The sequence below is a fragment of the Psychromonas sp. MME1 genome (assembly GCF_041080865.1).
In the GTDB taxonomy this organism is placed as follows: Bacteria; Pseudomonadota; Gammaproteobacteria; order Enterobacterales; family Psychromonadaceae; genus Psychromonas.
This window is the reverse complement of sequence record NZ_CP160906.1, coordinates 1,542,598-1,554,804: the sequence shown is the minus strand read 5'-3', so window position 1 is coordinate 1,554,804 and position 12,207 is coordinate 1,542,598. Positions and strand designations below refer to the sequence as shown.

At 38.9% G+C, this 12,207-nt stretch carries 9 protein-coding genes; 5 read left to right on the top strand and 4 right to left on the bottom strand.

All coding sequences use genetic code 11. From position 1 onward, the window contains the following. The first annotated feature begins 215 nt into the window (after window positions 1–215). Complete coding sequence (locus tag AB2N10_RS07170; RefSeq protein WP_354624404.1) at window positions 216–2,666, top strand: EAL domain-containing protein; 2,451 nt, start codon at window positions 216–218, stop codon at window positions 2,664–2,666. 70 nt (window positions 2,667–2,736) lie between these two features. On the opposite strand, the gene AB2N10_RS07165 is transcribed toward AB2N10_RS07170, so the two are convergent. Further along, the gene (locus AB2N10_RS07165; protein WP_354624405.1) at window positions 2,737–4,152 is read right to left on the bottom strand and encodes an OprD family outer membrane porin; all 1,416 of its coding nucleotides are present in this window, start codon (window positions 4,150–4,152) and stop codon (window positions 2,737–2,739) included. Window positions 4,153–5,079: 927 nt separating this feature from the next. Here AB2N10_RS07165 and AB2N10_RS07160 point away from each other — a divergent pair. Then, window positions 5,080–6,771, top strand: a complete 1,692-nt coding sequence (locus AB2N10_RS07160) for a carbohydate-binding domain-containing protein (protein WP_369434560.1) — start codon at window positions 5,080–5,082, stop codon at window positions 6,769–6,771. Further along, complete coding sequence (locus tag AB2N10_RS07155; RefSeq protein WP_369434559.1) at window positions 6,686–7,741, top strand: family 20 glycosylhydrolase; 1,056 nt, start codon at window positions 6,686–6,688, stop codon at window positions 7,739–7,741. Before AB2N10_RS07160 ends, AB2N10_RS07155 begins: the two co-directional genes overlap by 86 nt. Before the next feature lie 225 nt (window positions 7,742–7,966). On the opposite strand, the gene AB2N10_RS07150 is transcribed toward AB2N10_RS07155, so the two are convergent. Together AB2N10_RS07150 and yjgA are read right to left on the bottom strand one after the other, a co-directional pair. Further along, the gene (locus AB2N10_RS07150) at window positions 7,967–8,326 is read right to left on the bottom strand and encodes a DUF2750 domain-containing protein (protein ID WP_354624407.1); all 360 of its coding nucleotides are present in this window, start codon (window positions 8,324–8,326) and stop codon (window positions 7,967–7,969) included. A 129-nt stretch (window positions 8,327–8,455) separates the two neighbouring features. Further along, window positions 8,456–8,965: a ribosome biogenesis factor YjgA gene (yjgA, locus tag AB2N10_RS07145; RefSeq protein ID WP_354624408.1), complete on the bottom strand. Its 510-nt coding sequence runs from the start codon at window positions 8,963–8,965 to the stop codon at window positions 8,456–8,458. A gap of 173 nt (window positions 8,966–9,138) precedes the next feature. Between yjgA and pmbA the strand changes: the two genes are divergently transcribed. After that, entirely contained in the window at window positions 9,139–10,464 is a 1,326-nt protein-coding gene (gene pmbA, locus AB2N10_RS07140) for a metalloprotease PmbA (protein WP_354624410.1), read from the top strand. A 62-nt stretch (window positions 10,465–10,526) separates the two neighbouring features. Then, window positions 10,527–11,267 (top strand): glycerophosphodiester phosphodiesterase, encoded by a 741-nt coding sequence (locus tag AB2N10_RS07135; RefSeq protein WP_354624411.1) that lies wholly within the window; start codon window positions 10,527–10,529, stop codon window positions 11,265–11,267. A gap of 146 nt (window positions 11,268–11,413) precedes the next feature. Here AB2N10_RS07135 and AB2N10_RS07130 read toward each other — a convergent pair whose 3' ends face one another. Further along, window positions 11,414–12,196, bottom strand: a complete 783-nt coding sequence (locus tag AB2N10_RS07130; protein WP_354624412.1) for a septal ring lytic transglycosylase RlpA family protein — start codon at window positions 12,194–12,196, stop codon at window positions 11,414–11,416. Between the last annotated feature and the right edge of the window lie 11 nt (window positions 12,197–12,207).

The window sequence follows — 12,207 nt, the reverse complement described above, 5'->3', positions numbered from 1 at the left end:
TTCATTTCATCGCTATTGTGTGCTGTGTGTTGAATTTTCAGTTAATAAGATTTACTCCCTTAGTTATTTAATAGATGATTATAGTAGTGATTTTAAATTGATTTATTTTAATAACCTGTAACATTCACACTATGATTGTTGCTAAATAGCCATTTTTAGCTGTTTTGATAGAGAGATTGAGTATGCAAATAAACAAATCTAATAAAAAGAATATAATGGCCGACAAAATACCCTTTTTTCAATGGAGGTGTGACTTATCAACGGGAAAGTTAACTTGTGATGCGCAGTTATTAGATTTTTTAGGCTATGACAAAAAGGTTCAGCTTACTCTAGATAGTATTTGTAAAAGCTTCGGTGAAAAACAGACGATTGAACTACAGCAGCAGATTAAAAACACTTTAGTTAGCCAGCAAAGTAGTACAAATACCTTTTTATCTACGCTATTGAATGACGAGTACCTTATTGAGTTTTATGTTAATTTTGAAGATAAAAAGCAGGCTAATTTGGCGCTAGTAGGGCATATAAAACTATTAAAAAAATACGCCTATGCAGCACAAATAAATGAAGCCTTGATATTAACATTTACCCATTCTCAAAAGGCGTTAATGCTTGCCGATGCTGATCACTATATTATAAAGGTCAATGACGCTTACTGTAGCGAAACAGGTTATTTAGAGCATGAATTGCTTGGGAAACATGCTCGTCTATTAAAACCGGGACATTATGGGGCTGATTTTTATCGAAAAATATGGTCTAAGGTCGATGAGTGCAAAGTGTGGCGCGGTGAAATATTAGCTAAGAATAAACAGGCTGAAATTTATACCCACGATATTATCTTGCGCCGGTTAGATTTGAACTCTGGTGAACATTTTTATTTTGTAGAGAGTACCAAACTGGATGTATCTACGGACATCTTCACGGGTAGTGATTTAAACGACAGTAAATTATATATTCCAGATAAAATTACATTTACAAAAGAGCTTGAGAATGCATATAGCTGCCTTAGTCCAAATAAAACTATTGTTTTTGTTGCATTCACTGCTCAATCATTACAAAAGATAAACAGCTCATTAATACAGTGGTTAATAATGCAACGTTTTAACATTGCAGGCCAACACGGTCATCTAGGTTTGATTAGCCATTCAATTTTTGGCGCATATTGGGTGATGAATAAAGATGCCGATAAAATTAACCTTTTATTACAAAAAGTGAAAAATACCTTAGAAGCGATGGGCGACGACCAATCGCTATCTAGTATCAATATCAATTTACATATTAATATGGGGGCATCGATTCTCTTTGCTGATGCCAATAGTCATGGACAATTGATGACCCATAGTATGCAAACATTAATAGCGAACCCGCGCAATAATGAGGGCGCTATTTATTATTTCGATCGCCTCTTTACAAAACGTTTCGACAAGAAACAGGTGCTAGCTAAGTTATTAAAAGCCGCTTTAATAAATGACCAAATAGAAGTTAATTACCAACCTATTATCGATATGAACAGCATGCGTATTAATAAATTTGAGGCTCTACTTCGAATCAAATTAGATACAGCATTGAGCTACACGACGCAAGAATTAATCAATATAGCTGAAGAGCATGATTGGGTAGATGAAATCGATCGTAAAGTGACCAGAAAAGCATTAAAGGCACTCCCTTTATTACAAAAACACTTTCAATGCGAAGAGATTGGCATGGCAATTAATCGATCCTTAGCGAATGATCGCGTCTCTAAATGTTGTCTTGAGGAAACCATTGAAATTTTACAGCATTCAGGTGCTGACTTAAGTAAAGTGACCATTGAACTCACAGAATCAGCTTTCTTTGATAATATTGAAAGACAAAAAATATGGGTAGAAAAGTTACAAAAACAGGGGGTTCAGGTTGCACTTGACGACTTTGGCACGGGGTATTCTGCTTTTTCGTATCTTAAAAATTTATCTGTTAACATTCTCAAAATCGATAAATCCTTTATTACAGGGCTAACGACAGATAGTAATGAATATACTATGATAGTCATGCTAACTAAATTAGCCCACCAAATGGGGGTCAAGGTCGTCGCGGAAGGTGTTGAAAATATTGATGAATTTAAATTGTTATCGCGTATTAAAGTAGATTTGATACAGGGGTATTTGATTAACAAAGCACAAAGCCTAGAAAAAATACTATCTTCTTCTTCTAATCCCGTTCGCCAAGAACTATTCAGCTTAGTTTATCAACGACCATTGATTACCGTTAGCCGCATAATGAATAGTCAATATGGTCGAATTTCACCCGATCAACGCTTATTTGATGCAAAGAGATTATTTTCCGGACAAATCGATAATTACATTTTGGTTATGAATGAAGGTCAATGTATTGGTATTTTAAGATCCAAAGATATGTTTGCTGCATTAAGCCCTTATCTTGATACGGAAGGGGAGCAAAAAAGAGATCTTTTAACCCTCGAAAAACGAGTTCACCAGGTGATGAATCGGGCCTTTTCTCGGCTGACATTAACTAGCCACGTTGCTGATCTTGATGAGATATTTTTACAGGATCCTGAAGCCATCGTCGTAGTACAAAATGAACAATCAACAGGATGTCTCGGCGTGGTCACAATTCATGAGTTATTAAAATATAAGCTGATTGAACAAGATAATGATGTTAGCGATGAGTAATCAGCTAAAAAGCCGTTTAGGTTTGCTAAACGGCTAAGTTACACTGGAAATAATTACAATCTATTAGCAACTATATGATGGAGAATGGGATCACAACATGGAATTTTACGTCTTTCTCTGACGAGAACATGTTTGGATAAGCCCAATCACCTAGGTCATCTTGCTTGTTGGTGTAATCAGTATAGTGCAGTTTAAATAATGTCCCTTTTAGGTAGCCATCTTGCACTGTATACATTACATCAACGTTATAGGCGTACTCTTTACCGTTAGTTAGAGAGCCATCACCATTTTCAGCATCCCAACCGTAGGCACCAGAAAGACCAACTGCCCAACCTTTTGCGTCAACTAAATCATCCAGTGTACGCGTTACACCAGTAAAAACAGCCTTTTCATTATTGTGATTCCAGTCAGATCGAGAATCCCACCAAATTTCCAATGCACCCTGCGAGTTTCCGTAACCCTTAGTCATACGAGGTAGATAGTTACCTGAGTCACCTTCCGCCTTAACATATGTTCCCTCTAAACGGTAGCTATATGCACCTTGGGTGGTGCCTAAGGTAATTGCATGTAATTGTGCTAAACCATCGTAGAAATTATCATTAGTTTCTGAACCATAGAATTGGTAGCTTGTATTTAAACCACCCATAATATCGAAGGTGTGTGCTACTTTAGCAAAATAGCTATCCATCCAGCCTTCAGATTGACCATATGATGCAGTTAACGTTGGACCACCGTCAATAGTATAACGAGCTGCTAGACCGTGAATGTAGTCAATTTCATTTTCGCTCGTTAACGAACCCCATGCTTGTGCTTTGTAGAACTTGCCAGTTTGTTTAAACCATGGTGCTTTATATTCATTAGCGTATGCATAGGTTACATAAAGTGGACCAAAATTACCTTCCACTTGTCCACCTTGGTAAGTACCTGGTTGATAAGACCAGTTCACGCCAATGATCCCCGGTACATAGAGTTGCGTATGACCGGCTTTCGCTGTCATCGCACCATCAAACATTTTTAACTTAAGCGCAGCAGTTGTAATGCTGTAGCCATTTGCAGGTGTACCATCATTACCTGATTTATAATTGTCACCAAATTTAGAGGCAGCAAAGGAGAATTCATTTTCTTGATTGACAGGGTTACTTTCATCAACGGCCAAGTCATAGGCAGTAAAACCAGCTAAATCTAGACCGACCATATCCCATGCATATCCTGAGTTATAGTTCAGTGCTAGCTGTGTGGTTGTGTGGCTTAGATTTGAATGATATTTACCATCTTGATCGGGTTTACCTTGCATACGGTCACGACCACGTTGGAAATAGAACAAACCGCCGCTTAATTTGTGATCTTCAACAAATTTCTCATAGCCAGCTTTATATTCTGGGCTGACGTCATCTGCTGCAACGGCTTGTCCTGTCATCGCACATGTTGCGATTGCTGTAATCACTGCTGCACTGACTGATGCGCGTTTAAAAATCCGAGTTTTCATTTGTACTGCTCCTATTTATCGACTTGACTACCAGCAATTAAGTATCTCTGTTTGGTTGCTTGGTAATAAATTAGTGTCAAACACTATGTTTATTTGTTACGCAAAATAACTTTTTAACAACTAAATAGTACTTTTGCGCCGCGAAATAACAACTTCTATTTTTGTTTTGTGGTTGAAAATATGAGCTACTTCAAACTATAAATGCCAGCCGTGCTTGTTTGTATGTTTTTTAGATCTTGAGCATGTTTTTGTGGGTTGTTAGATGTTGTTCGTGATGTTTCGTATTTTTAGTTTTATTCTGTGAATTTTAAAGTTGTTTTAAAACAGTGGCTTGTTGTGTTGCTGTTGCTGTTTGTTGTCTGTGCTTTAACTGTTACTCTGTAAGTTGTTTTTAGTTATTTTTTGGCTGGTGTGGTTTCTTTGTGGTCAATAATGTTTTGCATTGCCAGTGCGTGCTGTTGAATTTTTGATCTAATTAATTTTCATCGATCATTAAGTGTTATTGTTTGTCGCTTTGAAATAACATTTTTATATCTTTAAGTGATAAAAATCACGCTTCTGATTTGTTTAATTTGCATCGCGAAATAATTCTTTTATTCTGAATTCAAGGTTTGAGGCTTATCTGTTTAATCTAACTTAAACAAATACGTTTCACTGTGCTAAGCAATGATTGATTTTTATATCATTATTTACTGAGTGTTAATGGCTTATTGGCTGCCATTATTATTTTGTAACGTATGCAGGGAAGCTGCATAAGATTTGTCTTGGTGAGTGGAGCATAGAGCTGCTTTCATACATATTCGCTAAATTTATTGCCGATATTGAACAGCAACCGTTTATGTGAACAAACATAGATAGCCTTCCTCTGATATTACTAGTTGGTCCAGGATTGGGGCCGTTAATAACCAACAAGATGAGAGCACCGTTATGAAGTTGAAATATTCTCTATTAGCTATCGCCATGTCTGCAGCGCAGGTTTCTTTTGTACAAGCAGCTTCTAGTCAGCAGTCTGTTGTTGATTCATTGGCTGATAATTTGATTGTAAAATATGAAGTTGTTAGCAATGATGGCGCTGCCGCTGGCATCGATTGTCAGGCATTAGCAAGTGAGTGGGCTGCTTGTGGTATAGCGAAGTTACACCTTACTAATACTGGCATTGATGTAACCTCAAAAGAATGGAGTATCTATATTTCTTCTATTCGTCGCATTCAACGTGTTGATAATGAACAATTTGATATTCAGCACGTTACAGGTGATCTTTACCGTTTGACTCCGACTGAAAAATTCGCTGGATTTAATAAAGATAATACAGTAGAAATTCCGTTAGTCGTTGAGTATTGGGTATTATTCGAATCTGACATTATGCCAAACTGGTATGTTGCAGCTGAAGGTGCTACGCCTAAAGTTATTGCAAGTATGACGGATATTGACGATGCAAGCAGCTACGAAAAACCGATGCCAAAAGATGGCTGGAAGCGTAATGCTGGTGATAACAATATATTAATGAATAGTGAAACACGCTACCAAGCTAACCTTAGCAGCAGCCATCTTGCAGCTAATGCGATTGATGATCTGATTTTACCTACACCGTTACAGCAAAAAATTCTTGCGGGTCCTCAAGTTGATCTATCTTCTGTAAAACTATCTGTTAAAGGTTTGCCAGATGATCGTATTGCTGCCATCAAAGATTCATTAACAGCACTGGGTGTATCGTTATCTGATCAAGGTTATCCGGTCATTATCAGACTCGGTAGCAAAATTGAACAGAGTGAAGGTTATGATTTAAGTATTACTCAAAAAGGTGCAGTGATTAAAGGCCATGATGTAGATGGGGCTTTCTGGGGCGCGCAATCACTTATCTCTTTACTTGGTGTAAACGATCATATGGTTAGCCCAATGGTTGTTGAAGATGCGCCTCGATTCCCTTATCGTGGTATGCAAACTGACGTCGCACGTCACTTCCGTAGCCTTGATACGCTTTACAAATTAGTGGATCAAATGGCGGCGATGAAACTTAACAAACTTCACTTAGGATTAACTAATGACGAAGGGTGGCGCATAGAAATACCTGGTTTACCAGAACTGACGGATGTCGGTAGTCAGCGTTGTCATGATGAAAGTGAAACGACATGTTTAATGCCGCAATTGGGATCTGGCCCTGATACGAATAACCAAGGCTCTGGATTCTATAGTAAAAACGACTATATTTCGCTAGTCAAATATGCGCAAGCTCGCGGTGTAACGGTGATTCCTGAAATCAATATGCCAGCGCATGCCCGTGCAGCGGTTGTTTCAATGGAAGCACGATATAAACGTTTGATGGAAAAAGGTAACGAGAAGGCCGCCAATGAATATCGTCTGACGGATCCTAAGGACAGATCAAATGTTACAACGATCCAATTCTACGATAAGCTATCCTTTATTAACCCTTGCCAACCTGGTTCAACGGCATTTGTTAAAAAAGTAATGAGTGAGATGGCGGCGATGCATAAAGCGGCTGGACAGCCTCTAAGTGCATGGCACTACGGTGGTGATGAATTTAAAAACATCATGCAAGGTGGTGGTTATCAAGAATCCGAACGTCACAAAAGCAGAAGATTTAGTGGGATGGCGTGGTAATGTAGATTCTAGCAAGCAAGATGTACCGTTTGGTAAATCACCGATGTGCGCTAAATTAATTGCCGATGGAAAAATTGCTAATCTGCAAGATATGCCTTCCTATTTTGCTAAAGAAGTCAGCAAGCTTGTCAATGATAAAGGTATTTCAACGTTACAGGCGTGGGAAGATGGCTTGAAATATGCTGCTGGTCCAGAGGATTTTGCAACCAAAGATACAACCGTGAACTTCTGGGAAACGCTCTTCTGGGGTGGCCATAACGAAGCTTACAAATGGGCGAATAAAGGATATAAAGTAGTATTATCAAATCCTGATTACTTGTACTTCGATTTCCCTAATGAAGTGCATCCAGCAGAGCGTGGATATTACTGGGCAACTCGCTTTAACGATACACGCAAAGTATTTGCATTTGCACCAGAAAATATTCAGCAAAATGCGGAAACATCGGTTGATCGTGATGGCAATAGCTTCACGGCAAAAGCAGAGCAACCCGTTGCCAAATTTCATGGTATCTCTGGTCAACAGTGGAGTGAAACAGTACGTACCGATGCCCAATATGAATATATGGTTTACCCACGTATTTTCTCTGTTGCAGAGCGTGCTTGGCATAAAGGTGGTTTCGAATTAGATTATGTGCAAGGGCGTGAGTTCTCAGGTGATACTGATTTTGTTAATAAAGATCTATTACAACAAGAGTGGAATAATTTTGCGAATCTAATTGGTCAACGCCAATTAGAGAAATTAGAAGCTCACAATGTTGAATACCGTCTATCTGTACCTGGTGCAATTATTGCCGATGGTGTGCTTGAAGCGAATGTTGATTTACCTGGGTTACCGATTCAATACAGCACAGATGGTAAAAACTGGTTAAGTTATGATCAAGCTAATAAACCTAAGGTTTCTGGTAAAATTTACCTACGCACCAGTAGTTTCGATGGAACACGCTTTAGCCGAGTAACAACAATTAACTAAACATTGTAATTAACATTGCATTGCTAAAAGGTGGGTCGCAAGAGTCACCTTTTTTTGTTTCTTTTACCGCGATATGTTGTAGCAATTAAGGCTGCTTTTATATCTGATAGTAATTGCTATGTGTAGGGGGAATAAATTCAATGGGGTATAGAGATGGGGGGGAAATAAAATGCACTTTATAAAAAAGTACATTTTATGGTTATAACATTTCTATTTCGGCTATAGTTATAACGTTTCTATTTCTGCTAATGCATGTGTTAATTCATCTAAATCAATTTCCAGATCACTTTCTTCACCTAGCCAATTAATGCCAATGACAATATCATCTTCAACAAGGTCTGCCACCCAAAACTCTAACCATTCAGCTAGTGAAATTGCAGCCGGGAGATACGCTGACCATTCTTCAGTACAGTGTTGCTGTGCAAGTTCTGCGCTAGACCAGAGAGGCATTACTTCGGTTTCTTGATAATGGAGAGAATCAAGGACGACCCAATCTTCACTCTCTTTATCTTGCAATGCCCATAATTGTTGAGTTGGTTTTATTTCAGTTAAAAATTCACTCAGTATTGGATTGATGTCGCTCATTATTTGTCTCAGTTAGTTATATGTATGCTGGCAGTATACTGCATTAACAGTAAATATACCCATGTTACCTCAGATGCTTTGTCAGACGTTCCCTAGGGTAGCAGAGCAAGACGTAACATAAGGTCATTGTTATAAACAAGTTGGTTTTAAGTAGGCAAATAGCTCTTTAACCGTTTTTAATGGCTTTTCTTGTTTTATCTCTTTATTTGCCTGACGTACCAGCTGACGCAATTTTTGTCGCTCGAGTTGTGGGAAATCGGCTAATAATTGGTTAATTTTAGGATCCCCCTGTGCAACTAAATCATCGCATAATTGCTCTAACTTCTGTGAGGCATGAGTTAACTGTTGATGTTTATTGTTTAATTTATCAATGGTTGCGGTGATTGCTTCGATATCTTCACTGCGTAATACCTTACCAATATATTGCATTTGACGACGCAGCGCTTCATGTTTGCCTACTATTTTATGGGCGACGGAAATTGCATGTAATAATAGTTCACTAGCAGGTATTTGCGCTAACTGTTTTTTATTCAAAGCGACTAATTGATGGCCGACTAACTTTAAGGCTTCAGCTTCACGTTTTATTTGTGATTTACTGATCTCATCTTCTTCTTGGATTTCTTCTACTTTGTGGTTCATAGGGTTCTTTTCTATAACGATTGAGGAAAAATAGTGCAATGATTTTAGCGCATTCACAGCGAAGTGCATGGCATCGACTCATAATTATGCATATCATAGCATCTTCACAGGAAGCTTGTACTAAAGCATGTTATTCTTTGCTTATATATTTTAATTTTAGTGGTGTATTACTTATGATTGAACAGAAACAACAGCTCGAAGAGGCTGTACAGGAAGCGTTAACTATTGCCAAACAATTAGGGGTTGATCAAGCTGAAGTTGCATTAGGTAAAACAGCAGGCATTTCTGTAAATACGCGCTTGGGTGAAGTTGAAAATATTGAGTTCAATAATGATGGCGCCATGGGCATCAGTGTTTATGTTAATCATTGTAAGGGCAGTGCTTCGACAGCCGACCTTAGTTCAGAGGCGATTCACGCATCAGTCAAAGCAGCGGTTAATATTGCTAAATATACCAGTGTTGATAAATACGCGGGATTACTTGATGAGCAATATTTGGAGAGAAATCCACAGGATTTAGATCTCTACCACCCCAATACCCATAATACGGATTACTTATTGGCTATTGCCAAGGAGTGCGAAGATTTAGCCTTAGGCGGCGACAAACGCATTGTCAATTCCGATGGTGCACAGGTAAATAGCCATTCCAGTATTAAAGTTTATGGCAATACCCATGGTTTTTTAAATAGCTATGCAAGCAGTCGCCATAGTCTAAGCTGCATGCTGATTGCGCAGCAAGAACAAGAGATGCAACGCGATTATAGCTACACCAGTGGGCGAGATATTCAGGATCTATTTTCTGCAAAATGGGTCGCAGAGGATGCCATCAAACGAGCCGTGAATCGTTTAGGCGCGCAGAAAATAAAAACCCAGCAAGCTCCGGTTATTTTTGCACCGGAAGTTGCAAGTAGTTTATTTGGTCACTTAGTGGGGGCCATTAGCGGCACCAATCTTTACAAAAAATCGAGCTTTTTACTTGATAGCTTAGAGACGCAAATATTTCCTGAGTGGCTTGAAATTGCAGAGAAACCACATTTGTCTAAGGGCATTGCCAGTGCTCCCTTTGATCAAGAAGGTGGTAAAACGATTACCCGTAATATTGTAGAGCAGGGCGTTTTGCAAACTTATTTATTGACGGGGTATGCAGCACGTAAAATGAACATGGACAGTACCGGGCATGCAGGCGGTATCCACAATTGGTTTGTTAATGGCAGTGGTTTAGATCGCGCGGCGCTGTTCAAGCAGATGGGCTCAGGTCTTTTTATTACTGAGTTAATGGGGCAGGGCGTTAACATGGTGACGGGAGACTATTCCCGTGGTGCGGCTGGCTTTTGGATTGAAAATGGCATAATTGCTTACCCTGTTCATGAGATAACTATTGCTGGTAATTTAAAAGAGATGTTTATGGATATTGAAGCGATTGCCGATGATATCGACCCACGTAGTAGTTTGAAAACGGGCTCTATTTTAATCAAAAAAATGAAAATAGCGGGGCAGTGATTACGTTAATTTAATTAAATCGGAATACCTTTAAAGGCGGCCGGTGTATTTGGGAGAATGTCATGATTGTTGCACATCGAGGCGCATCAAAGGATGCACCTGAAAATACGCTGGCAGCTTTTGAGCTCGCTTGGCAACAGCAAGCGGATGCCATTGAAGGCGATTTCCAATTAACTAAAGATGGATTTATAGTCTGTTTTCACGACACAAACACAGAACGTATTACTAATATAAACAGCGATATTGCTCAGTCAACATTAGCAGCATTGCGTAAACTTGATGTTGGCTCGCATCATAGCCGTTGTTACCAAAACTGTTTGATGCCAACACTTGCCGAAGTGTTGCGTACTATTCCTGTGTCAAAAAAGATATATATTGAGATCAAATCAGGTCTTGAAATTATTCCAACATTACTTGAGGAGGTTAAAAAGTCGCATCTCACTGCGCAGCAGGTGGTATTTCTCTGTTTTTCTATTGAAGTGGTGCAGGCCTTAAAGTCTCAGGCAAGTCATTTTCATGTTTTTTGGCTTTGTGATGTCATACTTAACGCGCAAGGCGAATTATCACCCTCACTGGCCGACACGCTACAACAGTTGCAGCGATGCCAAGCCGATGGTTTTAGCAGTAATTGTGAATATATTAATGAAGCCTTTGTTACTGGGATCATTAATAATGGCTATGAATATCATGTTTGGACCATTGATGATTTGCAAACCGCGCAACGTTTTATTCGCTGGGGAGCTAAATCGATAACCACGAATGTGCCTGGATATTTGCGTAATAATACCAATTCCGATAAATAGCTGATCTATTTTACTGGTTAAAACAACTTACTGCTGCGTTGTAATTTTCGCAAAGGGAATAACCATTTACGTCAAATTACGCCTTGAATTAAGCTGTTTTTCCTACGCAAAATTGGGATCACATACTTAATCCGATGGGTATTATTTTAAGGTTGTTTTTGCTTAATAATAAATGCACTAGGGTGTACAACGCGTATTTTTTTAAGTATTTCTTGTGCTTTTAATGCACTATTGAATGGACCTAAACGCAGTTTATATTTGTTATCGCCCTCTATTATTTGATGCTTTGCTTGGTAAAGCTGCGCATTTTTTTGGCCTTGCTGCTGTGCCTTATCCTGTTGTGAAGTCACCAAATATTGGACATAAAACTCTTCGCCAATATGATCCTCTAAATTTTCTTCCTGAGGAAAGTGCAGTAATGTAATAGCCACATCGGCAGTCCCTGCATTTAACATATCCAACTTATCTGCAGCCGCATAGGAGAGGTCAATAATTCGTCCTTCGTGGAAAGGACCGCGGTCATTTACCCGCACTATCACTTGTTTATTGTTTTTTAAGTTGGTCACTTTTACATAGCTAGGTAAAGGGAGATTTTTGTGCGCAGCACTCATGGCGAACATATTATAACGTTCGCCATTGGAGGTAAGGTGGCCGTGGAATTTTTTACCATACCATGAAGCCTTACCTGACTCGTTAAATTCGCTAATATTCTTGAGCACTTTATATTTAATTCCGCGTACCGTGTAATCGCTATTCCCCCCACGAGAATAGGGTTCATAACGAGGTGTTGCATCTTCAACATGGGCGAGTGGTGGGATTTCAGCTGGTTTATGGTCATCCTTTATTTTATAACGATTGTTTGAACTAGAGCAGCTGATTAGTAGTGAGCTAAGGGCTATCAGTAAAATGGTAAAATTAAATCGTCTCATTATTCCTTTAT

Excerpts from the sequence above, each read along its gene's own strand:
- AB2N10_RS07170 (WP_354624404.1), top strand. The coding sequence starts at position 216 with ATGGCCGACAAAATACCCTTTTTTCAATGGAGGTGTGACTTATCAACG.
- AB2N10_RS07165 (WP_354624405.1), bottom strand. The coding sequence starts at position 4,152 with ATGAAAACTCGGATTTTTAAACGCGCATCAGTCAGTGCAGCAGTGATT.
- AB2N10_RS07160 (WP_369434560.1), top strand. The coding sequence starts at position 5,080 with ATGAAGTTGAAATATTCTCTATTAGCTATCGCCATGTCTGCAGCGCAG.
- AB2N10_RS07155 (WP_369434559.1), top strand. The coding sequence starts at position 6,686 with ATGAATTTAAAAACATCATGCAAGGTGGTGGTTATCAAGAATCCGAAC.
- AB2N10_RS07150 (WP_354624407.1), bottom strand. The coding sequence starts at position 8,326 with ATGAGCGACATCAATCCAATACTGAGTGAATTTTTAACTGAAATAAAA.
- yjgA (WP_354624408.1), bottom strand. The coding sequence starts at position 8,965 with ATGAACCACAAAGTAGAAGAAATCCAAGAAGAAGATGAGATCAGTAAA.
- pmbA (WP_354624410.1), top strand. The coding sequence starts at position 9,139 with ATGATTGAACAGAAACAACAGCTCGAAGAGGCTGTACAGGAAGCGTTA.
- AB2N10_RS07135 (WP_354624411.1), top strand. The coding sequence starts at position 10,527 with ATGATTGTTGCACATCGAGGCGCATCAAAGGATGCACCTGAAAATACG.
- AB2N10_RS07130 (WP_354624412.1), bottom strand. The coding sequence starts at position 12,196 with ATGAGACGATTTAATTTTACCATTTTACTGATAGCCCTTAGCTCACTA.